The sequence below is a fragment of the Pseudooceanicola aestuarii genome (assembly GCF_010614805.1).
Classification (GTDB): Bacteria; Pseudomonadota; Alphaproteobacteria; order Rhodobacterales; family Rhodobacteraceae; genus Pseudooceanicola; species Pseudooceanicola aestuarii.
This window is the reverse complement of the sequence record NZ_JAAFZC010000001.1, coordinates 41,709-65,313: the sequence shown is the minus strand read 5'-3', so window position 1 is coordinate 65,313 and position 23,605 is coordinate 41,709. Positions and strand designations below refer to the sequence as shown.

The window sequence follows — 23,605 nt, the reverse complement described above, 5'->3', positions numbered from 1 at the left end:
GCCGGACCAGGCCAAAGAATACCGCAAGATCCGAGCGAAAGATATGCATTGCCTTTGGGGCGATCCCGGACCGGAAATCTGGCATCGCCATGATCATTTCCGCAGACCCATCGGCGCGCCGACCCAATCGGGCACCGGCAGTGTGGCATGATCGGCGGCCATCGCGGCAATCTTTTCGTGGATCTCGGGCGGATAGGGTGCCACCCGGGGGCCGGATTGGTCGATATGCAGGCTGATGCCCTCGCCGGTGGCGGCGATCCAGCCGTCCTGGTGCTGGATCGTCTGGCAGAAATGAAAGCTCTTCGGCCCGTGATCCAGGATCCGAAGGGTCACCCTGACCTGTGCGCCCAGGTGCAATTCCCGCAGGTACCGGGTGCGGAATTCGGCGGAATAGGTCGTGTGGGCGGTGTTCCGCATGTAGCGTTCCGACAGGCCCAGCAATTCGAAGGCATCGTCGACGCCGGTATCGAACAGCACGTTGTAATAGGCCATGTTCAAGTGGCCGTTGAAATCGATCCACTCGGGCTTCAGCCCCATCGGTTCCGAAATGAATTCAGCCATCGCTCCCTCCTTCTGCCGTATCGGCGTAGCGGGGGGCGCGGCGAAGGTCCAGACCGGCCAGGCGATCCGATGCCGTGCTGTGGTTTGGGGATGACGCGGCCGGGATCGGGGGCGCCCGCGTCATGCGCTCCCCGGCTGCGTGGCGGGCGCAGCGGTTTGGAGCATGACCTGACCTAGAAGAGCATGGCCCGGCCCGGGGGGCAGGGTCCACAGGGATGGCTTGCGGACGCCGACAGGGGGCCACAGCCATGGTCTGAGCGATGCGCATGTCCCATCAAGGCCGGGGGCAAGCACGCTCCCGGCAGAGATGAGGGGGCGTGTCGCCGCACAGCAGGCGGTTCCGCAGGGAATACCCCCTTGCGGGTTGAGGGCGGGTTAAAGGCCCAGCTTGGCTTTCACCAGCTCATCCACCGCCTTGGGGTTGGCCTTGCCGCCGGTGGCCTTCATCACCTGGCCAACGAACCAGCCCGCAAGTTTCGGGTTCTGCTGCGCTTTTTCCACCTGTGCGGGATTTGCCGCGATGACCTCGTCCACGGCGGCCTCGATCGCGCCGGTGTCGGTGACCTGTTTCATGCCGCGCGCGGCGACGATCTCCGCCGGGTCGCCGCCCTCGGTATAGACGATTTCAAACAGATCCTTGGCAATTTTCCCGGAGATGTCGCCCTTGGTGATCAGAGCGATGATCCCGCCCAGCTGATCGGGGCTGACAGGGCTGTCGTCGATGCCCTTGTCATCCTTCTTCAGGCGGCCGAACAGCTCGTTGATGACCCAGTTGGCGGCGAGCTTGCCATCCCGCCCCTCGGCCACCTGTTCGAAATAGGCGGCATTCTCCGCCTCGGCCGTCAGGACGGAGGCGTCGTATTCCGACAGCCCGAAATCCCGGACGAACCGCGCCTTTTTCTCGTCCGGAAGTTCCGGCAGGCCTGCGGCGATATCGTCCACCCAACCTTGCTCGATCTCCAACGGCAGCAGGTCGGGATCGGGGAAGTACCGGTAGTCATGCGCTTCTTCCTTGGACCGCATCGACCGGGTCTCGTTCTTGTCGGGATCGTAGAGGCGGGTTTCCTGCACGATGTCGCCACCGGCCTCCAGGATGCCGATCTGGCGGCGCGCCTCGTAATCAATCGCGGCCTGGATAAAGCGCATGGAATTCATGTTCTTGATCTCGCAGCGGGTGCCGAGATGGTTGAAGTCCTGCGTCTCCTGGTATTTCTCGTATTGCCCCGGACGACAGACCGACACGTTCACATCGGCGCGCAGGTTGCCGTTCTGCATGTTGCCGTCGCAGGTGCCAAGGTAGCGCAGGATCTGCCGCATCTTGGTGATATAGGCGGCGGCCTCTTCCGGTCCGCGGATATCAGGGCGGGAGACGATCTCCATCAGGGCGACGCCGGTCCGGTTCAGGTCGACAAAGGACATCGCCGGATCCATGTCATGGATCGACTTGCCCGCGTCCTGTTCCAGGTGGATGCGTTCGATCCGCACCAGGCGCGCCACACCAGGCGCCATGTCCACCAGGATTTCGCCCTCGCCGACGATGGGGTGATACAGCTGGGAAATCTGGTAGCCCTGCGGCAGGTCGGGATAGAAATAATTCTTCCGATCGAAAGCGGAGCGCAGATTGATCTGCGCCTTCAGCCCCAGCCCGGTGCGCACGGCCTGGGCCACGCAGAACTCATTGATCACGGGCAGCATGCCGGGCATGGCCGCATCGACAAAGGCGACGTTGGAATTGGGTTCCGCACCGAACCGGGTGGACGCGCCGGAGAACAGCTTGGCCCGGGAGGACACCTGCGCGTGTACCTCCATCCCGATGACCAGTTCCCAATCGTGCTTCGCCCCGGCGATTACCTTGGGCTTGGGCGTTTCATATGTCAGGTCCAACATGCCTTGTCCTCTCCCGGAATGGCTTGAGCACGGGTTCTAGGGGAGCGGTGAGAAGGGGGCAAGGCCCCGTGCCCGGCCAATGCGGGTGCAAAGCGCGGCCGGGGATTGCGCGTGTAGGGCTGGGGATTTGCCCCGTTGGCGGGTGCGGGGCGGACGGGTCGGGGTCAAAGTCGCAGGGCGGAGCGGCCACCGGCCCCGCCCATGGGGGCCGGCGGAGGGGTGCCCAGGCGGCGGCAGGCCGATGTCAGCTCTCGCGCGCGGCGGCCGGCGCGTTCCCGCGCGGCCGCGTCGGGGGCGCCCCACCCGCATTCGGCGCGCTGAAACGGGTCAGCCCAGATGGCGGGGTGCAAGCCGGTCAGCTGTGTGGCGGCGATCTTCTGCCCCGCCTCCGCCAGCCGCCCACGCAGACGGCGGGCAGGCAGGGACAGATCGCCGGGGGCGGCGTCGGGGACCATGCCCACAAGACAAAATGCCGAAATCGCGTTGATCGTGTATTGGTCGGGGCGGCGGGCCAGGATGTCCTGCAAAGCCTTGTCCATCAGGTCGGCATCGCAGGATTCGGCGGCATAGGGATCATGGGCCAACGCCCCCATCCAGACCCAGCCATAGGCGCCCGCGCCCCAGATATCGGCCAGCCGCACGGCGGTTTCCCGCGCCTGGCGGTCCAGGTCGCCGGGGCCACCATGCCATCCGGGCAGCAGATCCCGGCCAAAGGCGCGCAGATGCGACGGATTGCCCGGATCCAGGTCGATCAGATCGGCGTAATCCTCCGCCAGGCGATTGATACCGTGGTCATCTGCGGCCAGCAGCCGGCATTGGGCGGCGGCCAGCAGGGGGCTGTTTTCCTCCACCGCGTGAAACCGATCGATCAGGTCGGCGGCGCGGCCGAAATGCGCGGCAAAGGCCGCGTCGGGGCGGATCGGACGGGATTGCGGCAAGCGCGGGCCAAGGTGGCTCCACCCGATGGCCATATGCGCCAGAGCGATGGTCACGGCGACGCCCCAGCAGGCTGCATTCGCATCGGCCATATCATCCAGTTCGGCGATAGCGGCGGGGCAGGGGGCATGGCCCTCCGCCTTGGCCTTGCGCGCGGCGAGTTCGATATCCGATCGCGCGCCTGCGGCCATGGCGACCGCCTGGCTGAATCCATCGGCGCCGATGTCGCGCGCCTGATCGGTGCGGCGGATCAGGTCGCCCAGAACCTCCCATCGGTCCTGCCGGGCAAGATCGCGGCCCTTGCGAAAAGCTGCTGCGCGGGCGGTGTCGGCGCGGGTCGCGGTGACCAGCGGCAGCGGCGCCCCCAGGCGGCGGCTGTGCAGCCCGGACCCGGAATTTGCCACCGGCCGGCCCTCGGGCAGAATGCCGGCACCGGCCTCCCCCGCCCGGTTGCGGGGCGCCAGAAGAGACAGCGGATTGAAGGGCGACAGGCGGCGCATCGAGAGGACTCCATACTCGTTTCATCCTTGGTGCCCGGGCAATCGGGCCGAAAAAAGGACGCAGGCAGGAGTTTGTGGGGCCGGTGTTGCCAAAACAAAAACAACCCCCGCGAAAACTGGTCGCGGGGGTCGTATTGTTGATCAAATTGCGAATATTCAGCGGCGATCAGGCCGCTTTTCGCTTGTGCTCGCCTTCTTCGATCTCCTCGATGATCTTGGCGCTGAACGCCTCCAGATCCTTCGGGCTGCGGGAGGTGATGATGCCGTTGTCGGTGACTACTTCAGCATCGGTCCAATTGGCGCCGGCATTGATCATGTCGGTCTTGATCGACGGGTAGGAGGTCGCGTCGCGCCCCTTCACCGCGCCTGCCTCGATCAGCAGCCAAGGGGCGTGGCAGATGGCAGCGACGGTCTTGCCGCCGTCGATCATGGCCCGGACGATGGACATGGCGTCCTCCTCCACGCGCAGCAGGTCGGGATTGATCTGGCCACCCGGCAGGACCAGCGCATCATAATCGCCGGGAGTGATGTCGGCGGCCTTCACATCGGCGGCGACTTCGCGGCCCCAATCGGTGTTGTCCCAGCCGCGGATCGCCTTGCCGTCCAGCGTGGCGACATGCACGGTGGCGCCGGCTTCTTTCAGCGTGGACAGGGGGTGTTCGAGTTCCGATTGCTCGAACCCGTGGGTTGCGAGGATCAGGATTTTCGCCTCGGTAATGGCTGGCATGGTCATCTCCTTCGTTGCGATGGATTTGCCCTTACAACACTGCCGCCCCCACCGCTGTTCCGTTCCCGTGGCGGCAGGCAGGCGAGCGCGCGGATCGTCGCCCGTGGTCGGCGTTCCGCCACGGTGGGCGCCGCTCGCCCCGCCCTGCGGCCATTCGTGCGCGCCGGCTGTTACCCCTCCAGAATGCGGGAAACCATTTCGTCGGTATCGCGCGACAACCCCGGCTTGGCCGCGATGCGCGACAGCGCCTCCCGGATCATTTGCTGCCGGTCCGCGTCATACCGGCGCCAGCTCTGGAATGCGGCGCACATCCGCGCGGTGGTCTGCGGGTTCAGGTCGTCGAGCGCGATCAGTTGATCGGCCAACAGATTGTAACCTGCGCCATCGGCCCGGTGGAACCCGGCCGCATGTCCGGCAAGGGCGCCAAAGACGGCGCGGAACCGGTTCGGATTGCGCCGATCGAACGCCGGGTGCCCGGCAAGACGTTCCGCCACGCGCGCCGCGTTTTGCGGCGCGGCAAAGGCCACCTGCAACATGAACCACTTGTCCATCACAAGCCGATCATCGGCCCATTGTGTCGCGAACCGGGCCAATGCGTCATCGGCCTTGTCCACGGAAAGCAGCGCCGACAGGGCGGCGATTTGCTGCGTCATGTTGTCGGCGGACGCGAATTGCGCCCGGGCCCGCGCACCGTCATCGCGCCGGGACAGCAGCATCAGTGCCCCGTTGGTCAGTGACCGTGCGGCCGCCGCATCGGCATCGGGACGAAAGGCGCCGGGCACCTGGTGGGCATCGTAGAGATCCGCCAGCACCTGCTCCATCTCCGCCGCCATGCTGTCGCGCATTGCCTCCCGCGCTGACCAGATCGCCTGCGGGTCGGGGATGATCCCGGTGTCATGCAAGGTCTGAGCCAGATCGTCCTCTGACGGCAGGGCCAACACCAGCGCGCGGAACGCCGGGTCCAGGGTCTCGTCAGTCGAGACGTTGCGCAGTGCGGCGATGAAGGCGCCATCCGGGGCCGCGCCGTCGGTGATCATGCGGATCAATGCGTCCTTGGCCAGGGCGCGCCCGGCCTCCCAACGGTTGAACGGGTCGCTGTCATGGGCCAGCAGGAACGCCCGTTCGGCGTTGTCGACCTCTCGCCGCAGGATCACGGGGGCGGAGAAGCCGCGCAATATGGACGGTATCGGACGGGCCGACAGACCGGGAAAGGTAAACCGCTGCTCCGCTTCCGTGACCTCCAGCAAGACACTGGGTTGAACTTCCGTGCCATCAGGGCCCAGCAGGCCAAGCGTTACGGGGATCACCTGCGGCAGCTTGTCGGGCTGGCCCGGGGTCGGTGGCGTGTGCTGGTGAAAGGTCAGTGCATATGTTCCGTTCTCCCATTCTTCCGTCACGTCCAGACGCGGGGTCCCGGCCTGGGAATACCAGCGTTTGAATTGCGACAGGTCGCGGCCGGTGGTGTCTTCGAATACCTTCAGCCAATCCTCGATCGTGCAGGCCTGTCCATCGTGCCGGTCGAAATAGAGATCCAGCGCCCGGGCATAGGCCACGTCGCCCACCAGCCGTTTCAGCATCCCGATGAGTTCCGCACCCTTTTCGTAGACCGTAGCCGTGTAGAAATTGTTAATTTCCTGAAAACTCTCCGGCCGCACCGGGTGGGCCAGGGGGCCGTTGTCCTCGCGGAACTGGCGGGCGCGCAGGTCGATCACGTCGGTGATCCGTTTCACCGGCTCCGAACGCATGTCAGCGGTGAACTGGGCGTCGCGAAAAACGGTCAGCCCTTCTTTCAGACAGAGCTGGAACCAATCGCGGCAAGTGATACGGTTCCCGGTCCAGTTGTGAAAGTACTCGTGAGCGATGATCGCCTCGATCCGTTCGAAATTTGCATCCGTCGCTGTTTCCGGCGAGGCAAGGACCGCGGCGGAATTGAAGATGTTCAGCCCCTTGTTTTCCATTGCACCCATGTTGAAATCATCCACTGCAACGATATTGAAGATGTCCAGGTCATATTCCCGGCCATAGATCCGCTCGTCCCAATCCATGGATCTTTTCAGCGCCTCCATCCCGAAGTCGCATTTCCCCTCGTCCCCGGGACGCACCCAAAGGTTGAGTTCGATGTCGCGGCCGGAGCGGGTGGTGAACGTATCGGACAGCGCGCGCAGGTCGCCGGCCACCAGCGCAAAAAGATAGGCCGGTTTGGGCCAGGGGTCATGCCAGATCGCATGACCGGGTACCTGTGCGCGCGGGTTGCCGTTGGACAGCAGAACCGGCAGGTCGCTGTCGATCCGCACGGTGAATATGGACATCACGTCGGGCCGATCGGGGTAGAACGTGATCTTGCGAAAGCCTTCGGCTTCGCACTGGGTGCAATACATGCCGTTGGACATGTAGAGCCCTTCGAGCGCGGTGTTTCGCGCCGGTGCGATTTCCACTTCCGCCTCCCACAGGAACGGGCGGTCGGGGACCGGGCAGGTCAGGCCCGCCCCGGTCTGCTCGGGGAGGATCGGGGTGCCGTCGATGGCCGCAGAAATCAGGCTGAGATCCTCTCCGTGCAGGAAAAAATCCTGTGCCGGCGCCTCCGGAGTGGGGGTGAACCGGATCCGGCTTTTGACCCGTGTGGCGTGGGGAGCCAGGACAAAGGTCAGATCGACGCTGTCGACTTTCCAGCCGAACGGGGTGTAGTCCTTCAGGTGAACGGTCCGGTCCGTCGGGGTCGCGCCTGCGTCTTTCATGGCTTCTGTCCTCTTGTCATGTGGCGCGAACCATCCGCGCGGCCGGGTGGAATTGCAACCCGGTTGAACCTGAGCGGGGCCTCGTGCGTTGATGTGGGGAATCCAGTTGGCCGATCCTGAAAGGAGCGTTTTCATGTCTGCACCCGACACCAATGTCGACCGCCAGGCCCGCCGCCATGGCGGCCCCGTCTGGGGCATTCTGCTGTCCGTCGCCGTGGGGCTGCTTATCGGTGTGGCGATCACCTTTACCGCGCTGAGCGGGGACGAGGAATCGCCTGTTGATGCACCCACCGCGGCGGAAGCCGAACAATAGATTGCAGCGTCGTCCCGGCCCCGGTTCGGGGCTGGGCGGCAATGCGCAGAGGTGCGTATTTGAATAGCAGTCCGTGCGGTCCTGCACGGACGCACAGAGAATGTCGTTTGCGAGTGGGCTGAAAATACCTATCTTCGAGGGTATCCAATCAGCAGGCCTCCCATGACCAGACCCCGCATCGGCATCATAACCAATCAACATCTCATCAACGACAGCTACCGGGCCCATGCCGGGGGCATCATGTGCTCCGAAGCGGTGGCCGAGGTGGCCGATTGCCTGCCTTTGCTGATCCCCGCCGATCCGCGCCTGACGCCCCTGCCGGAGTTGTTGGAAGCGTTTGACGGGTTTCTTCTGACCGGCGGGCGCCCGAATGTGCACCCGGAGGAATATGGCGAGGCCGCGACGGCCGCGCATGGGGATTTCGACCGGGCGCGCGATGCCGTGGCCCTGCCGCTGGTGCGTGCCTGCGTGGAACGGGGGCAGCCGTTCCTGGGCATTTGCCGCGGCTTTCAGGAGGTCGCGGTGGCGATGGGATCGACCCTGCACCCGGAGATCCGCGATCTGCCGGGGCGCCAGAACCACCGGATGCCCCCCGATGGCACACTGGAGGAAAAATTCGCGCTGCGTCACAAGGTGAAATTCACCGAAGGAGGTGTTTTCCACAAGGTGATGGGCGCGCCGGAAGTGATGACCAACACCTTGCACGGGCAGGGGGTGGTCAACGCAGGCGCGCGGTTCCGCATCGACGGTTGGGCGCCGGATGGCACACCGGAGGCCGCCTATGTGGAGGGCGCACCGGGCTTTACCCTGTCGGTGCAGTGGCACCCGGAATACAACGCCGCCAACGATCCGGTGTCGCGTCCGTTGTTTGAAGCCTTGGGACAGGCCGCCCGTGCATGGTCCCAACGTCAGACGGCCCCCATGCACGCCAGCGCCTGAGGCCCGGACACTGGCAACCGGCGCCGGCGTCACTGCGGGCGGACCACAAGGCGCCGACCACCGCCCACCGCGCGGCATTCCCGTGCAGTCGGGCCCGGAACCCGGAAGGATTTGGGCGGGCCAGAGCAAGACCCGCCCGTGAACCACATACTCGTTACTCATCAATCAATCGGTCGCCCGATCCCTTCCGAACATGGCGCGCAAACGTTAGCAATTCGTTACCAGCCGGGCGAAGATCGGGACGAACCGCGAATAATTCAGATCTGACCGCCAGCGATCGGGATCTCGGAACCGTTGACGCTTTGCGTGAGGGGATTGCACAGCCACAGCACGGCGGCGGCAACTTCTTCGGGCGCAATCAAACGCTTGTGTCGATTCTGGTCGACCATCATGCCTCGGGCCTCGTCCTCGCTGACACCGGCACGCTGGGAAATCGCATCGGTGTTCCGGGCCACGATGGGCGTATCGACATAGCCGGGGCAAATTGAATTGAATGTATAGGGCTGTGCCATGAAATCCTCGGACAAGGAGCGGATCATGCCGATCACCCCGTGTTTGGACGCGGCATAGGCCCCCGCGCCGGGCGCCCCGCGCAGACCGGCGATGGAGGAGATGGCGATGACCCGGCCCCAATCCGTCTCCAGCATCGAGTTCAGGCTTTCGCGGATGGTGAAGAAGGCGCCGTCCAGGTTGGTCGCCATGATCTTGCGCCACATCTCGGTTGAGGTCTTGTGCAGCTTGCGCCCCTCCGCGATGCCGGCATTGGCGACACAGATCTGGACCGGGCCCCGGGCCGCGACGGCGGCGGCGGTGGTGTCGCGTACCTTGTCCTCGTCGGTGACGTCCATGACCATCGGGTGCATCCCCGGTTCGGCGACGGCTTCCAACACTTCCAGCCGGCGGCCGGTGATCGTGACGGCGGCGCCTTCGGCCACCAGGCCGCGCGCGATGGCCAGGCCGATCCCGGTGCCGCCCCCGGTGACGATGGCGTGTTTGCCTTCCAGCATCATGTGATCTCTCCCTGTTTGAGCTGTGATCCGGGGAACCCGGTTCCATTTGCGCGGGACCATATCTGCCCGGAAGGTGGACGCAAGGCGCATGTCCGGCCGCATCTGCGCCGGGGCGGGGGAGTTTCGGTTTGACCCTCCGGGCGCCATGGCTCAACCTGTAGGCGTACGCCGGATCCGGCGGCAGATCCCGCGCCGCACACTGGATTCCGCAACGAATTCCGCGGTTGCGTAGAAAAGACACGCCGTTGGGTTTGACTTCACCCGGCGATCAGGGCAAATCGTGCGATGATGTCGCGCAACATTGTTGCGCGCTAGCGCTATCACGATTTTTGGAAATTCCAAGAGTCACACAGGCAAGAATGTCTTAAGGGGGACGAAGAAAGGTGAAGATCGGTACACCGAAAGAGGTGCTGGACGGCGAGGCCCGCGTGGCCATGACGCCGGACTCGGCGCTTCAGCTTCAGAAACTCGGCCACGAGTGCTTTATCGAAACCGGCGCGGGTGTCCGGGCAGGGTTCGCCGACGCCGCCTATGAAGAGGCAGGCGTCACGGTCGAGAAGACCGCGGCCCAGCTGTTCAAGGCCGTCGACGTGATCGCCAAGGTGCGGCCACCCACCGATACGGAAGCGAAGCGGCTGGACCAGGGGCAGACCCTGATTTCCATGTTCAACCCTGCCGGCAACACCGAGCTGCTGGAGCTGTGCCAGTCGCGCGGCGCGACTGTGATGGCGATGGACATGGTGCCGCGGATCTCGCGGGCGCAGAAGATGGACGCGCTGTCGTCCATGGCGAATATCGCAGGCTACCGCGCGGTGATCGAAGCGGGCAACAACTTCGGCCGCTTCTTCACCGGTCAGATCACGGCTGCGGGCAAGGTGCCCCCGGCCAAGGTTCTGGTGGTGGGCGCCGGCGTCGCCGGCCTGGCCGCCATCGGCACGGCGACCTCTCTGGGGGCGGTGACCTACGCGTTCGACGTGCGGCCCGAAGTGGCGGAGCAGGTCGAATCCATGGGTGCCGAATTCGTCTACCTGGATTTCGAGGAAGCGCAGCAGGACGGCGCTGCCACCGGCGGCTATGCCTCTGTGTCCTCTCCCGAATTCCGGGAAGCCCAGCTGGCCAAATTCCGCGAGCTGGCACCCGATATGGACATCGTGATCACCACCGCGCTGATCCCCAACCGCGAGGCGCCCAAGCTGTGGCTGGAGGACATGATCGCCAGCATGAAGCGCGGGTCGGTCATCGTCGACCTGGCGGCGGAACGCGGCGGCAATGCCGAAGGCACGGTGATGGACGAGAAGATCGTGACCGAAAACGGTGTCACGATCGTCGGCTACACCGATTTCCCTTCGCGCATGGCGACGCAGGCCTCCACGCTGTATGCGACCAACATCCGGCACCTGCTGACCGACCTGACACCGGAGAAGGACGGCGTCGTCAACCACGACATGGAAGACGACGTGATCCGGGGCGCGACGGTCACCCACGAGGGGGAGATCACCTTCCCGCCGCCGCCGCCGAAGGTGCAGGCCATCGCGGCCCAGAAGCCCAAGGAAAAACCCAAGGAGCTGACCGCCGAGGAGAAGCGCGCCGCCGAGGTGGCCGCCTTCAAGGCGCAGACGCGTAACCAGGTCACGCTGCTGGCCGTGGGCGCGGTGCTGCTGCTGGGCGTCGGACTGGTCGCGCCGGCCAGCTTCATGCAGCATTTCATCGTGTTCGTGCTGTCGGTCTTCATCGGGTTCCAGGTGATCTGGAACGTCAGCCATTCGCTGCACACACCGTTGATGGCGGTGACCAATGCGATCTCCTCCATCATCATCCTGGGCGCGCTGATGCAGATCGGATCGGGGTCGTTCCTTGTGATCCTGCTGGCGGGCCTGTCGGTGTTCATGGCCGGGATCAACATCTTCGGCGGCTTCCTGGTAACACGGCGGATGCTCGCCATGTTCCAGAAATCGTAAGGGGGTAGAGGACAATGGAATTCGGATTCACGACGGCGGCCTATGTGGTCGCGGCGGTCCTCTTCATCCTGTCGCTGGGCGGTCTGTCCGGACAGGAAAGCGCGAAACGCGCGGTGTGGTACGGCATCGTCGGCATGGGCCTTGCGGTTCTGGCGACGCTGATCGGCCCGGGTGCCGGGCTCTGGCTGTTGTCGGCGGTGCTGATCGCGGCTGGTGGCCTGATCGGCGTGGTCGTCGCAAAACGCGTCCAGATGACCGAGATGCCGCAGCTGGTGGCGGCGATGCACAGCCTGGTCGGGCTGGCGGCGGTCTTCGTGGGCTACAACGCCCATCTGGAACTGGTTCGCGTCATGGCCATGCCGCATGAGCAATACGAGGCGCTGAAAGGGTTCGCCGCCATCGTGTCGCACAAGACGGCGGTCGAGGTGAACATCCTGCGGGTAGAGCTCTTCCTGGGCGTGTTCATTGGCGCCGTGACCTTCACCGGATCGGTGATCGCCTATGGCAAGCTGGCGGGCAAGGTCTCCTCGGCAGCGACGAAACTGCCGGGCGGGCATATCCTGAACGCCGCGGCTGCGGGCCTGTCGGTGATCTGCCTGATCTGGTACTTCAATACCGGCGGGTTCCTGCCGCTGTTCCTGATGACGCTGTTCGCGCTGTTCATCGGCTACCACCTGATCATGGGCATCGGCGGCGCGGACATGCCGGTCGTGGTTTCCATGCTGAACAGCTATTCCGGCTGGGCGGCGGCGGCCATCGGCTTCTCGCTGGGCAATGATCTGCTGATCGTTGTGGGGGCGCTTGTCGGTTCTTCCGGGGCGATCCTGTCCTACATCATGTGCAAGGCCATGAACCGGTCCTTCATCTCGGTCATTCTGGGCGGCTTCGGCGGCGCGGCGGGTCCGGCGATGGAGGTGGAGGGCGAGCAGGTGGCGATCGACACCGATGGTGTCGCGTCGCTTCTGGACGAGGCCGACAGCGTGATCATCGTGCCGGGCTACGGCATGGCGGTGGCGCAGGCGCAGCAATCGGTCAGCGAACTGACCCGCAAGCTGCGCGCCAAGGGCAAGGAAATCCGGTTTGCCATCCACCCGGTTGCGGGCCGTCTGCCGGGGCACATGAACGTGCTGCTGGCAGAGGCCAAGGTGCCCTATGACATCGTGATGGAGATGGACGAGATCAACGACGATTTCCCCGACACCGACGTGGTGATCGTCATCGGCTCCAACGACATCGTGAACCCGGCGGCGCAGGACGATCCCAATTCGCCCATCGCCGGGATGCCGGTGCTGGAGGTCTGGAAGGCCAAGAACGTGATCGTGTCCAAGCGCGGGCAGGGCACCGGCTATTCCGGGATCGAGAACCCGCTGTTCTACAAGGACAACACGCGGATGTTCTACGGCGATGCCAAGAAATCGCTGGACGATCTGCTGACCAAGATGACCTGAACGCGATCACATGACATGACGAGGGGGCGATGGGCGACCATCGCCCCCTTTGCGTTGTATCGGGCCACGGGGCCAGGTCTGTGGGAGAGGGCCGGGCAGGTAGGCTGCCGGATCAGGTGAACAGACGGGTCAGCATCCAGACGCCCATCGCCGCCATCATCAGGTTCTCCGTGAGGGAGACAAAGCCCAACGGCACGTCGCTGCCGCCGCCCATGCAGGCGCATTTCAGTTCTCTCTTGTCGATATAGACGGCCTTGATCACCGACACGGCGCCGATGGTCCCGATGACCAGCGCCACGGGCGCGGCCAGCCAGGTGAGCGCACCGGCCAACATCAGCAGCCCGGCGCCCGTTTCGGCCCAGGGGTAAACATAGCCGTAGCCGACCTGCCGCCGCGCCAGCAGGTCGTAATTCAGGAACATGGTTGAGAAACTCTCCACGTCGCGCAGCTTTTGAAGGCCCAGCAGCACCATGGCAATGGCGGCGAAACGCGCCACCAATTCCAGGGACAGGATCGGCGCGCCGGCCCGCCAGAGCATCGCCAGCGCGAGGGCCAGGGCGACGGCAAACAGGGCGATGACCGGCCGGTAGGTCGTCTCTCCCTCCGCCTTCAGGGGGCTGCCGAAATGGGCGCGAAGGTCGTCATAGCCGCCGATGCGCGTGCCCTCGATCCAGGTCTGGGGCGTGGTGGTCACGTCATGTTTGCGCTGAAAGGCATCCGTTTCCCTCCGGTTGGTCAGCAGGTGATCATCGACTGCGTAGCCTTTGCGCCGCAGCAGCCATCGGGATTTCAAACCGAAGGGGCAAAGGTGGTCTGGCATGTCCATACGATAGAGCGTTGCGGTCCGGGGCATCGGGATCTCCTTTCGATGCGGAGCCAACGCGCGGGGTGGCGCGGAGTTCGATCCGGCCATGAAAAAGGGGCGGCCGCCCGCGCGTGCCGCCCCCTCTCAGGTGCCGGGTTTGCGGCGCCGTCAGCGGCCGCGAATGCGCGGGTCCAACGCGTCGCGCAGCCCGTCGCCCAGATAGTTCACCGACAGCACGGTCAGAGAAATCGCAACGCCCGGCAACAGCACCCGTTCCGGGTTCTGCTGCATGTAATCCACCGCATCGAACAGAAGCCGGCCCCAGGTCGGGAAATCGGGCGGAAAGCCGAGGCCCAGGAAGGACAGCGCCGATTCGGTGATGATCGCATTGGCGATGCCCAGCGTGGCCGACACCACGATGGGCGAGACGACATTGGGCAGGATGTGGCGAAAGATCATCATCCGGTTCGTCGTTCCGATGGACCGCGCGGCCAGCACGAACTCCCGCTCCTTCAGGGCCAGCACGTCTCCGCGCACGATCCGTGCGGTTGGCATCCAGGAGGTGATGCCGATGGCCGACACCATCAGCACGAAGATTCCCATCTCCGGGCCGAAGGCCTTGGACAGCGGGTCACGGAACAGCAGCACCATGACCAGCAGCAGCGGCAGCAGCGGCAGGGCCAGGAACAGATCCGTCATCCGCATCAGCAGCCCGTCCAGCCGCCGGAAATATCCCGCCAGGACGCCGATGGTCGATCCCAGGACCAGCGCCAGCAGCATCGCGGTCATGCCCACGGCGACAGAGACGCGCCCGCCCGCCATCATCCGGGCCAGCATGTCGCGACCCAGCTGATCGGTGCCGAAGGGATGGGCCAGCGTCGGCCCCTGGTTGCGGGCGCGGATGTCGATGAATCCGGCGTCATAGGGCCACAGCAGGGGGCCGACCAGCACCCCGGCCACGATCAGCAGGAAAACCACCCCTCCCACCATGGCCCCGCGATGGCGGCGGAACTGGTCCCAGACGTCGCGCCATTGGCTGCGCGGCGGGGCGGTGGGGACGGGGCCGTCCAGCACGCCACCCGCGCCGGTGGCGCCTGCGGTTGCCGGCACGACGGTCTCGGGCCCGCCGGAATCGGGGGGGAGGCGTTTGTCAGTCATAGCGGATCCTCGGGTCCAGGATGCCGTAGAGAACATCGGCAATCAGGTTGAACAGGACGATCAGCACCGCGAAGATAAAGGTCAGCGTCTGCACCATTGGGATGTCGTTGGCGTAGATCGCGGTGATCAGCAATTGCCCGATCCCGTTTACCTTGAAGATCTGTTCGGTGATGATCGCCCCGCCGAAGATCTGGGGAATGCCCAGGGCGATGACGGTGATCACCGGGATCAGGGAGTTGCGCAGTACGTGTACCAGCACGACGACCTTCTCCGACAGCCCCTTGGCGCGGGCGGTGCGCACGTAGTCCTGATGCAGGTTGTCCAGCATCGAGGCGCGCATGAAACGGCTGATCTGGCTGGTGATCTGTAGCGCCAGCACCATCACCGGCATCACCATCTGCATCAATTGCACCTTGAAGCTTTGCCAATCCACCACCTGGTGGGTGGTGTCGTAAATCGACGGGAACCAGCCCAGGTTGACGGAGAAGATGACGATCACCAGCACCCCGGAGAAGAACGGCGGCACCGAGTAGCCGACCATGGTGACGAAGGTGCCGACATTGTCGAAGACCGAATAGTGCCGGTAGGCGGAATAGATCCCGATGGGCAGGGCGATCAGCACGGCGACCACATAGGCGGTGCCCACGACCCACAGGGTCTGCGGCAGGCGCTGGACCACGATATCCATCACCGGCGACCGGGTCTGCCAGCTGAGAATGCGAAGCTTGCCCTCGGCCAGGCCGGTGCCGAAGATGTGGTCGATCAGCACCTGGGGTTCGACCCAGAAGAACTGGACCAGCCATTTCCAGAATTGCAGGTACCAGGCCTCTCCCAGTCCCAGGGCTTCGCGCATCCGCTGCTTGACCTCGGGCGGGACCGTCAGTGGCACCTGGGCCATCGGGTCGCCGGGGGCGAGTTGCAGCAGGCCGAAGATCACGACCGCGATGAACAGAAGCGTGGGAACCGAAAGGACAAGGCGGCGGAACGTGAAGGTCAGCATCTACCCGGATCACCCTTCGTGAAATATGTGGAATGTCATGTTGGCGAGGACCGCCCGCGCCGCGTTTCGCGCAGGGTCAGGTCCGGCGTTGCAACGCCCGTGCGGGGCGGTCCGAAGACCGCCCCGCCGCGTCAGGGCATCATTCCTGGATGCGGTACCAATCGGCCGCGTTCCACAGTTCGCTGTCCCAGGTGTTCAGGACCACGCCGCCCAGCGTGTTGGAATGGGCGGAGACCCGGCCACGATCGACCAGCGGGACGATGGTGTAGGTGTCCTTGGTCAGCATCTCGTTCATCTGCTTGGCGATGCGGCCGCGTTCGTCGAGCGATCCGGTCTGCGCCAGCTCGTCCGCCAGCGCGTCATAGGCGGGGTCGCAGAAGCGGTTGATGTTTTCGCCCTGCCATTGGGAGGACGGCTTCGGCTCGTTGCCGCAACGGTACATCGCCAGGTAGGATTGCGGATCGGTGCCGTCGAAGTTGTTGGCGTACATTTCCACGTCGGCATAGAACTTCTGGAACGTGTCCGGGCTGCCCGGATCACCGCCAAAGAAGACCGAGGCGTCGATGTTGCGCAGCTCGACCTCGACGCCCAGCTCTTCCCACCACTGCTTGATGATCGCCTGGAAATCCTGACGCACCGCGTTGGTAGAGGTCTGGTACAGCAGCGAAAGGGTCATGCCGTCCTTGTCGCGCACGCCGTCGCCGTCGCTGTCGGTCCAGCCGGCTTCTTCCAGCAGGGCCTTGGCGCCCTCCATGTCCTGGGTCAGGCAATCGGTGTTGGGAGAGGCATAAAGCTCCGGCGCGGGCACCAGGTTACAGGTCGGGCGACCGGCCTGGCCGTAGCCGATTTCCACCAGAAGATCGCGGTCGATGGCCATGGACAGCGCCTTGCGGACCTTCATGTCCGACAGGATCGGATGAGGTTCGGCGACCGTGGCACGGGTGTCCGCCGGCAGGTCGGGGGACGGGTTGGTCAGGTTCATCTCTATCCGTTCGACCAGAGTGCCGAAGGCCGAGACCGGAGTGCCCTTGCCGCCTTCGGCCATCTTGGCCAGCACCTCGGGCGCAAGTTGCAGGTTCCAGGCGTAGTCGAACTCGCCGGTTTCCAGCACCGCGCGCCCCGCCGCCGTCGCATCGCCGCCGCCCTTCAGCGTGGCGGTGGCAAAGGCGGGTTTCGCCGGGTCACGGTAGTTGGGATTGGCCGACAGGGAAATCACGTCGTTGGGGCGGAACTCGTCGACCACGAAGGGGCCGGTGCCGATCGGGTTGAAATTCGCCTCGGTGCATTCGGGGGCACGCGCGCCCAGGCAATCCTGGAACTGGGCCTTCTGGATGATGGGCGACTGGCCGCCCATGAACGGGCCATAAGGGTTCGGCTTGGGCGTGGCGAAGGTCACCACCACGGTCATGTCGTCCGGGGTCTCGATGCTTTCGACGCCGTCGAACTTGGCGAATTGGGCACAGCCGCCCTCGGGATGCATGCAATATTCCGCGGTAAAGGCCACGTCGGCCGAGGTCACCGGAGAGCCGTCGGACCACAGCAGGCCCTCCTTCAGCTTCCAGGTGATGGAAGTCAGATCCTCGGAGACGCCGCCATTCTCGACGGTGGGGATCTCGGCGGCCAGGTAGGGGACCAGATTGCCGTCCTGATCGTAGCGGCCCAGCGGTTCGATCACCAGCGATGCCGCCTCGATGTCCTTGGTGCCGCCGGACAGGTAGGGCGTCATGATCGACGGCGCCTGCCAGTAGATGATGTTGACGTGGCCGTCCGCGCCGCGCTCTGCCATCGCGGCGGGCGCCATGACAGAGGCCGCCGCAGCGCCCATCAGTAGCGTTTTCACTTTCATGGTTCTCTCCTTGTTGGATCCCGTACCTCTTCCGGGTCGGGGTGTTGTTCACCAGACCGGACCTCCCCGGTGCCGCTGTCCCGGCAGGGCAGTCCATGGGTCTGGCGCAATGGGCTCATCGAAAAGGGAACCGTGCAAAAAAGCAAGACTCGCTTTTCACTGACGCAAAGGTAAGCCTTGGCGGAGTTTGACAACGGCGCGCGGCCCTCGGTAGCGTTCCGGGACGCTTTGCCAGAAAGGGATGCCATGCTGGACCGTTCGCCCGACGAGGCGCAGTCGATCGCCAGGTTCGAGAACCTGCGCGTCTCCTTCCAGACCCGTGCCGGCACGGTCGAGGGGGTGAAGGACGTCTCCTTTGCCGTCAATCCGGGCGAAACGGTCTGCATCGTTGGGGAATCCGGGTCGGGAAAATCGGTGTCCTCGCTCTCGCTGATGCGTCTGGTGGAGTTCGGCGGAGGCACGATTTCCGGCGGGCGGCTGCTGTTCGACCGGCGCGATGGCGGAGAGATCGACGTCGCCAATGCCGGCCAGGACGTGATGCGCACGATCCGCGGCAACGAGATCGGGATGATCTTTCAGGAGCCGATGACGGCGCTGAACCCCGTCTTCACGGTGGGGCGACAGCTGACCGAAGGGCTGATGCTGCACAAAAAACTGACACGGAGCGCGGCACGGGCGCGGGCGCTGGATCTTTTGCGGCAGGTGCGCATCCCCGAACCGGAACGGCGGATGACGCAATATCCGCATGAGTTGTCCGGCGGCATGCGCCAGCGCGTGGTGATCGCCATCGCCATGGCCTGCGAACCGCGCCTGCTGATCGCGGATGAGCCGACCACCGCGCTGGACGTCACCATCCAGGCGGAGATCCTGGCCCTGATGGACCGCCTGAAACGCGAGACCGGCGCCGCCGTCATGTTCATCACCCATGACATGGCGGTGGTCGCCCAGATGGCCGATCGCGTCGTGGTCATGTTTCGCGGCAACAAGGTCGAGGAAGGGCCGGTCGACCAGATTTTCAACGATCCGCAGCACGATTACACCAAGGCGCTGCTGGCCGCCGTCCCCAAACTGGGCGAGATGCGCGGCAAGGCCCTGCCCGAACCGATGAAGCTGTTCGGGGTGGAGGATCAGAAGATCGCGCCCATTCCCGGAACCGAGGATGTCCTGCTGAGCGTGAAGAACCTGACCACACGCTTCGCGGTCAAGGGCGGGTTCTTCCGTCGCACCGTGGCGCAGGTCCACGCGGTGGAGGACATCTCCTTCGAGATCCGCAAGGGCCAGACCCTCAGCCTTGTGGGGGAATCCGGCTGCGGGAAATCCACCGCCGGGCGGTCGCTGCTGCGGCTGATCGAACCCGACAGCGGGCAGGTGGTGCTGGACGGGCAGGACATCATGGCCAAGGGGGCAGGCGCGCTGCGCCGGGCGCGGCTGGACATGCAGATGATCTTTCAGGATCCGTTTGCCTCGCTCAACCCGCAGATGCAGCTGTCGGACCAGGTGGCCGAACCGATGCGCAATTTCGGCACCTACAAGGGCGCCGAGATGCACAAACGTGTGGAAATGCTGTTCGACCGGGTAGAACTGCCCCGGTCCTTCCTGCGCCGCTATCCGCATGAATTGTCCGGCGGTCAGCGGCAGCGCGTCGCCATCGCGCGCGCGCTGGCCCTGAACCCCAAGCTGATCGTCGCGGACGAGGCGGTATCGGCGCTGGACGTGTCGGTGCAGGCGCAGGTTCTGAACCTGATGATGGAGCTTCAGGCCGACCTGGGCCTGTCCTTCCTTTTCATCAGCCACGACATGGCCGTGGTCGAACGGGTCAGCCATCGGGTGGGGGTGATGTACCTGGGCCGGATCGTGGAAATCGGCTCCCGCCAGGCGGTGTTCGAGAACCCCCAACATCCCTATACTCAGGCGCTGATGAAGGCGGTTCCCATTGCCGATCCGGCCCGCCGCAAAAGCGAGAAGGACCTGAATTTCAAACCCATCCCCTCGCCTATTCACCCGCTTGGGTATAAGCCTGCGGAAACCGTGTTCTCCCGCAAGGGGGAGGATCATTGGGTTCTCCTGACGGACAGCGGGTACTGATCAGCCAGTTTCAAAGGATATCCCATGGCCTCGCGCCTGACGCCGTTCCAGATCATGGAAACTCTCGTTGCCTTTCCCACCGTCAGCCGTGACAGCAACCTGCCGCTGATCGACTGGGTGCAGGATTACCTTGAGGCGCATGGCGCCACCTGCATCCGCCACCTGCATCCCGATCAGCCCAAGGCGGGGCTGTGGGCCCATGCCGGACCGATGCAGGAGGGCGGCATCGTGCTGTCGGGCCACACCGACGTGGTGCCGGTGGACGGTCAGGACTGGTCCGGCGACCCCTTCACCGTGACCGAACGGGACGGGCGCTACTACGGGCGTGGCTGTGCCGACATGAAGGGGTTCGACGCGCTGGCCATCTGGGCGGTGGCGGAGGCCTGTTCCCGCGATCTGGCCGCGCCGCTGCAAGTCGCGCTGAGCTATGACGAGGAAATCGGCGTGATCGGTGCCGACCCGCTGATCCGCGACGCCGCCCCGCAGTTGCCGCGCGCCGCCATGGCGATCATCGGCGAACCCACGACCTTGCAGGCGGTGACGGGGCACAAGGCCAGCGTGGCCTTCGACGTGCACCTGCGCGGGTTCGAGGTGCATTCCTCCCTGTCCCATACCGGCGTGTCTGCGGTGATGCAGGCGGCGCGGCTGGTCGACTGGGCGAATGGCGTGAACGCCACCAACGCCGCGCGCCATCCGCAGGGCACCGACGCGCTGTTCGACCCGCCCTGGACCAATGCCCATGTCGGCGTGATCGAGGGCGGCACCGCCCACAACATCACCGCGCGCGACTGCCGTTTTGTCATCTCCTTCCGCTGCGTGCCCGGCGAAGACCCCGAGGAGTACGCCCGCGCCTTCGAGGCGCAGGTGCGCCGGGTGGAGGCCGAGATGCAGGCGGTGCAGCCCTCGTGCTTCATCGCGCTGACCCGCGCCTTTGCCGCGCCGGGCCTGGCGCCCGAACCGGACAGCACGGCGGAGGCGCTGGTGCGCGGCCTGACCGGCGACAACGGCACCCACGTGGTCAGCTACGGCACCGAGGCGGGGCATTTCCAGAACCATGGCTATTCCGCCGTGGTCTGTGGTCCGGGCGACATCGCGCAGGCGCACCAGCCGGACGAATTCATCGAGATCTCCCAGTTCGAGGCGGGCCATGATTTCATGCGCCGCCTGCTGGATCACCAAGCCAAGAGGTAACAATGCCCATAAAGAACCGCTTCGCGGAGCTGCAATCCGACATCACCAGGTGGCGCCGTGACCTTCACGAGAACCCCGAAATCCTGTTCGAAACCCATCGCACCGCCGGCATCGTCGCCGAAAAACTGCGCGCGTTCGGCTGTGACGAGGTCGTCACCGGCATCGGCCGCACCGGGGTTGTCGGCGTGATCAAGGGCAAGACGGACACCAAGGGCAAGGTGATCGGCCTGCGCGCCGACATGGACGCCCTGCCGATCCACGAGGAAACCGGCGTCGAATATGCCTCAAGGACTCCGGGCGCGATGCATGCCTGCGGCCATGACGGGCACACCGCGATGCTGCTGGGCGCCGCGCAATATCTGGCGGAGACGCGCAATTTCGACGGCACCGCCATTGTCATCTTCCAGCCCGCCGAAGAGGGCGGCGGCGGTGGCCGGGAGATGTGCGAAGACGGCATGATGGACCGCTGGAACATCAACGAGGTCTACGGCATGCACAATTGGCCCGGCATTCCTACCGGCCAGTTCGCCATCCGCTCCGGCCCGTTCTTCGCCTCTACCGATCAGTTCGAAATCGTGGTGAAGGGCAATGGCGGCCACGCGGCCAAGCCGAACCAGACAGTGGATCCGATCGTCGCCGCCTCCCAGATGGTCACGGCCCTGCAAAGCATCGCCAGTCGCAACGCCGACCCGGTGGAACAGGTCGTCGTTTCCGTCACCTCGTTCGAAAGCTCCTCCAAGGCCTTCAACGTCATCCCCGGCAGCGTCACCCTGCGTGGCACCATCCGCACCATGAGCGCGGAATCCCGCGCCCTGGCAGAGACGCGATTGAAGGCCATCGCAAGCGGCACCGCCGCCGCGATGGGGGCAGAGGCGCAGATCCGCTGGATCCCCGGCTATCCCTGCATGGTCAATGCCGAGGAACAGACTGAATTCGCCGCCGAAGTGGCGGCCTCGGTCGCGGGCAGCTGCGAATTCGCCGACCTGACCATGGGGGGCGAGGATTTCGCCTATATGCTGGAGGAACGGCCCGGCGCCTATATCCTGGTGGGCAACGGCGACAGCGCGGATGTGCACAACCCGGCCTATAATTTCAACGACGAGGCCATCCCGGCAGGCTGCTCCTGGTGGGCGGGTATCGTGGAACAGCGGATGCCGGCGGCCTGAGCCGCGCCCGGCGCTCGGCCTGGGCCGGGTGGGTCCGGTCGCAACAGGCGCTGCGCGGGGTGCGCTCTGACGGATCAGGTCCGGATCCGGGCGGTGCCATGCTGACCGGCGCCAATCCGATTGCCTCTGCCTGATCGGGGCCGCGCGCATCCGGGATTGCGGGCAGCGCGACGGGGCAGGGCGGCGTCAGCGATGGACCGCCAGATCCTGCCCCGCCCAGAGGCGCTCATAGACGTCTGAAATCGCATCGGCCTCCCGCTCGATCGAGTGGTGGGCCACGGCGGCGTCGCGCGCGGCGCGGGCCATTGCCGCATGCCGGTCGGGGTCGTCCAGCAGGGCGCCCACAGCCTGCGCCGCCGCATCCGGATCGCCGGGGGGCACGATCAGGCCGCAGCTCTCCTGATGGGAAAATTCGCGGTAATATCCTGTGTCGGAACAGACAAAGGGGGTGCCCGCGCCCATCCCCTCCACCGGCACGATGCCGAAAGGTTCATAGCGCGCGACATTCACCACCAGAGACAGCGCCGGCATCAGCCGGGTTTGCAGGTCATGGTCGATGAAACCGAGGAAGAGGATCCGCCCCTCCAGCCCGGCCTGCGTCACGCGGGACTTCAGCTCCGCCAGGAACGGCTGGTCCTTGTCCTTGGCCAGCCCGACGACCAGCGCGGTGGTTCTTTCGTCGGTTTGCATCCGGCGGATCATTGCATCGACAAAGATGTCGGTGCCCTTCTCCGGGCGCACGCGCCCGATGATCGCCACGCCGCGATCCCCACCGTAGCCCAGGGCGCGCCAGGCCGCCGCCCGGTCAGGCGCGGGGGCATAGCGCGACAGGTCAACCCCGTGGGAAGCCGTCGCCGCCACGTCAGGAAAGAACGCCGCCGCTTCGGGCGAGGTGGCGATCACCGCGTCCATGCGCGCGATCAGCCAGCGCGGAAAGGCCGAATGCCGGTGTTTCGCCGCCGAGGTGAAGACGATGCGGATCGGCAGGCGCAGCACATCCCGCGCCCAAAGCGCCGATATCATCTCGGGATCGCGGCGAACGTGCCAGATGGCAAAGGACCTGTCGCCGGAGGGACGGCGCGACAAGCGTCGCGCGCCGGCGCGGGAGATCGGATCGGGGGCGCCGGGCAGGGGGTGGCCAACCAGGGCGAGGTCATGCCGTTGCATCTGCGCCTTCAGCACATTTGCCGCCGTGGCAGAGACGCCGGTGAACTTGGGGTTGAAATTGGTGACAAAGAGCTCTGGCATCGACGCCTCCCGTTTGGGCCTAAGTCGAGGAAGCGGCGCGTGGGGTCAAGTCCGGCGCCCCTCCTGCCCTGTGCCCGGCCTGCGCGGTAGCC

18 protein-coding genes are annotated in these 23,605 nt (G+C 65.2%); 7 read left to right on the top strand and 11 right to left on the bottom strand.

What is annotated here, in order from left to right:
- Positions 1-93: 93 nt before the first annotated feature.
- The 5 genes from G5A46_RS00245 to pepN all read right to left on the bottom strand — a co-directional run bounded on the left by G5A46_RS00245 (position 94) and on the right by pepN (position 7,346).
- Positions 94-561, bottom strand: coding sequence for a thioesterase family protein (locus G5A46_RS00245; RefSeq protein ID WP_163846203.1), 468 nt, complete (start codon positions 559-561; stop codon positions 94-96).
- A 375-nt stretch (positions 562-936) separates the two neighbouring features.
- Positions 937-2,448, bottom strand: a complete 1,512-nt coding sequence (gene gatB, locus G5A46_RS00240; protein WP_163846201.1) for an Asp-tRNA(Asn)/Glu-tRNA(Gln) amidotransferase subunit GatB — start codon at positions 2,446-2,448, stop codon at positions 937-939.
- A gap of 164 nt (positions 2,449-2,612) precedes the next feature.
- Positions 2,613-3,884, bottom strand: a complete 1,272-nt coding sequence (locus tag G5A46_RS00235; RefSeq protein WP_163846199.1) for a hypothetical protein — start codon at positions 3,882-3,884, stop codon at positions 2,613-2,615.
- A gap of 166 nt (positions 3,885-4,050) precedes the next feature.
- Entirely contained in the window at positions 4,051-4,611 is a 561-nt protein-coding gene (locus G5A46_RS00230; protein ID WP_163846197.1) for a type 1 glutamine amidotransferase domain-containing protein, read from the bottom strand.
- 170 nt (positions 4,612-4,781) lie between these two features.
- Positions 4,782-7,346, bottom strand: coding sequence for an aminopeptidase N (pepN, locus tag G5A46_RS00225; RefSeq protein ID WP_163846195.1), 2,565 nt, complete (start codon positions 7,344-7,346; stop codon positions 4,782-4,784).
- A 133-nt stretch (positions 7,347-7,479) separates the two neighbouring features.
- Here pepN and G5A46_RS00220 point away from each other — a divergent pair, with 133 nt between their 5' ends.
- Together G5A46_RS00220 and G5A46_RS00215 are read left to right on the top strand one after the other, a co-directional pair.
- The gene (locus G5A46_RS00220; protein ID WP_163846194.1) at positions 7,480-7,659 is read left to right on the top strand and encodes a hypothetical protein; all 180 of its coding nucleotides are present in this window, start codon (positions 7,480-7,482) and stop codon (positions 7,657-7,659) included.
- 162 nt (positions 7,660-7,821) lie between these two features.
- Positions 7,822-8,598, top strand: coding sequence for a gamma-glutamyl-gamma-aminobutyrate hydrolase family protein (locus tag G5A46_RS00215; RefSeq protein ID WP_163846192.1), 777 nt, complete (start codon positions 7,822-7,824; stop codon positions 8,596-8,598).
- 257 nt (positions 8,599-8,855) lie between these two features.
- Here the strand turns inward: G5A46_RS00215 and G5A46_RS00210 are convergent, their stop codons facing one another.
- Positions 8,856-9,608 (bottom strand): SDR family NAD(P)-dependent oxidoreductase, encoded by a 753-nt coding sequence (locus G5A46_RS00210; RefSeq protein ID WP_163846190.1) that lies wholly within the window; start codon positions 9,606-9,608, stop codon positions 8,856-8,858.
- A gap of 383 nt (positions 9,609-9,991) precedes the next feature.
- Between G5A46_RS00210 and G5A46_RS00205 the strand changes: the two genes are divergently transcribed.
- Together G5A46_RS00205 and G5A46_RS00200 are read left to right on the top strand one after the other, a co-directional pair.
- On the top strand, positions 9,992-11,566 hold the full coding sequence (locus G5A46_RS00205) for a Re/Si-specific NAD(P)(+) transhydrogenase subunit alpha (RefSeq protein WP_163846187.1): 1,575 nt from the start codon (positions 9,992-9,994) through the stop codon (positions 11,564-11,566).
- Between the two features lie 14 nt (positions 11,567-11,580).
- Positions 11,581-13,014, top strand: a complete 1,434-nt coding sequence (locus tag G5A46_RS00200) for an NAD(P)(+) transhydrogenase (Re/Si-specific) subunit beta (protein ID WP_163846185.1) — start codon at positions 11,581-11,583, stop codon at positions 13,012-13,014.
- Between the two features lie 112 nt (positions 13,015-13,126).
- Here the strand turns inward: G5A46_RS00200 and G5A46_RS00195 are convergent, their stop codons facing one another.
- The 4 genes from G5A46_RS00195 to G5A46_RS00180 all read right to left on the bottom strand — a co-directional run bounded on the left by G5A46_RS00195 (position 13,127) and on the right by G5A46_RS00180 (position 17,823).
- The gene (locus G5A46_RS00195; RefSeq protein WP_163846183.1) at positions 13,127-13,867 is read right to left on the bottom strand and encodes a glutaredoxin family protein; all 741 of its coding nucleotides are present in this window, start codon (positions 13,865-13,867) and stop codon (positions 13,127-13,129) included.
- A 120-nt stretch (positions 13,868-13,987) separates the two neighbouring features.
- Positions 13,988-14,977, bottom strand: coding sequence for an ABC transporter permease (locus G5A46_RS00190; RefSeq protein WP_163846181.1), 990 nt, complete (start codon positions 14,975-14,977; stop codon positions 13,988-13,990).
- Entirely contained in the window at positions 14,970-15,977 is a 1,008-nt protein-coding gene (locus G5A46_RS00185; RefSeq protein WP_163846179.1) for an ABC transporter permease, read from the bottom strand. Before G5A46_RS00185 ends, G5A46_RS00190 begins: the two co-directional genes overlap by 8 nt.
- Positions 15,978-16,116: 139 nt before the next feature.
- Positions 16,117-17,823 carry a peptide ABC transporter substrate-binding protein gene (locus G5A46_RS00180; RefSeq protein ID WP_163846177.1) on the bottom strand — a complete coding sequence of 569 codons (1,707 nt, stop codon included), beginning with the start codon at positions 17,821-17,823 and terminating at the stop codon, positions 16,117-16,119.
- Positions 17,824-18,069: 246 nt separating this feature from the next.
- Between G5A46_RS00180 and G5A46_RS00175 the strand changes: the two genes are divergently transcribed.
- From G5A46_RS00175 to G5A46_RS00165, 3 genes are read left to right on the top strand one after another with little or no spacing between them, the layout of a single operon-like run.
- Complete coding sequence (locus tag G5A46_RS00175; protein WP_163846176.1) at positions 18,070-19,908, top strand: ABC transporter ATP-binding protein; 1,839 nt, start codon at positions 18,070-18,072, stop codon at positions 19,906-19,908.
- 24 nt (positions 19,909-19,932) lie between these two features.
- Positions 19,933-21,099, top strand: coding sequence for an acetylornithine deacetylase (gene argE / locus G5A46_RS00170; protein WP_163846175.1), 1,167 nt, complete (start codon positions 19,933-19,935; stop codon positions 21,097-21,099).
- A 2-nt stretch (positions 21,100-21,101) separates the two neighbouring features.
- On the top strand, positions 21,102-22,265 hold the full coding sequence (locus tag G5A46_RS00165) for a M20 aminoacylase family protein (RefSeq protein ID WP_163846173.1): 1,164 nt from the start codon (positions 21,102-21,104) through the stop codon (positions 22,263-22,265).
- A gap of 186 nt (positions 22,266-22,451) precedes the next feature.
- On the opposite strand, the gene G5A46_RS00160 is transcribed toward G5A46_RS00165, so the two are convergent.
- Positions 22,452-23,513, bottom strand: a complete 1,062-nt coding sequence (locus G5A46_RS00160) for a glycosyltransferase family 4 protein (RefSeq protein WP_163846171.1) — start codon at positions 23,511-23,513, stop codon at positions 22,452-22,454.
- Positions 23,514-23,605: the final 92 nt, after the last annotated feature.

Coding starts and splice junctions, on each gene's coding strand:
- G5A46_RS00245 (WP_163846203.1), bottom strand. CDS start 561: ATGGCTGAATTCATTTCGGAACCGATGGGGCTGAAGCCCGAGTGGATC.
- gatB (WP_163846201.1), bottom strand. CDS start 2,448: ATGTTGGACCTGACATATGAAACGCCCAAGCCCAAGGTAATCGCCGGG.
- G5A46_RS00235 (WP_163846199.1), bottom strand. CDS start 3,884: ATGCGCCGCCTGTCGCCCTTCAATCCGCTGTCTCTTCTGGCGCCCCGC.
- G5A46_RS00230 (WP_163846197.1), bottom strand. CDS start 4,611: ATGCCAGCCATTACCGAGGCGAAAATCCTGATCCTCGCAACCCACGGG.
- pepN (WP_163846195.1), bottom strand. CDS start 7,346: ATGAAAGACGCAGGCGCGACCCCGACGGACCGGACCGTTCACCTGAAG.
- G5A46_RS00220 (WP_163846194.1), top strand. CDS start 7,480: ATGTCTGCACCCGACACCAATGTCGACCGCCAGGCCCGCCGCCATGGC.
- G5A46_RS00215 (WP_163846192.1), top strand. CDS start 7,822: ATGACCAGACCCCGCATCGGCATCATAACCAATCAACATCTCATCAAC.
- G5A46_RS00210 (WP_163846190.1), bottom strand. CDS start 9,608: ATGATGCTGGAAGGCAAACACGCCATCGTCACCGGGGGCGGCACCGGG.
- G5A46_RS00200 (WP_163846185.1), top strand. CDS start 11,581: ATGGAATTCGGATTCACGACGGCGGCCTATGTGGTCGCGGCGGTCCTC.
- G5A46_RS00195 (WP_163846183.1), bottom strand. CDS start 13,867: ATGCCCCGGACCGCAACGCTCTATCGTATGGACATGCCAGACCACCTT.
- G5A46_RS00190 (WP_163846181.1), bottom strand. CDS start 14,977: ATGACTGACAAACGCCTCCCCCCCGATTCCGGCGGGCCCGAGACCGTC.
- G5A46_RS00185 (WP_163846179.1), bottom strand. CDS start 15,977: ATGCTGACCTTCACGTTCCGCCGCCTTGTCCTTTCGGTTCCCACGCTT.
- G5A46_RS00180 (WP_163846177.1), bottom strand. CDS start 17,823: ATGAAAGTGAAAACGCTACTGATGGGCGCTGCGGCGGCCTCTGTCATG.
- G5A46_RS00175 (WP_163846176.1), top strand. CDS start 18,070: ATGCTGGACCGTTCGCCCGACGAGGCGCAGTCGATCGCCAGGTTCGAG.
- argE (WP_163846175.1), top strand. CDS start 19,933: ATGGCCTCGCGCCTGACGCCGTTCCAGATCATGGAAACTCTCGTTGCC.
- G5A46_RS00165 (WP_163846173.1), top strand. CDS start 21,102: ATGCCCATAAAGAACCGCTTCGCGGAGCTGCAATCCGACATCACCAGG.
- G5A46_RS00160 (WP_163846171.1), bottom strand. CDS start 23,513: ATGCCAGAGCTCTTTGTCACCAATTTCAACCCCAAGTTCACCGGCGTC.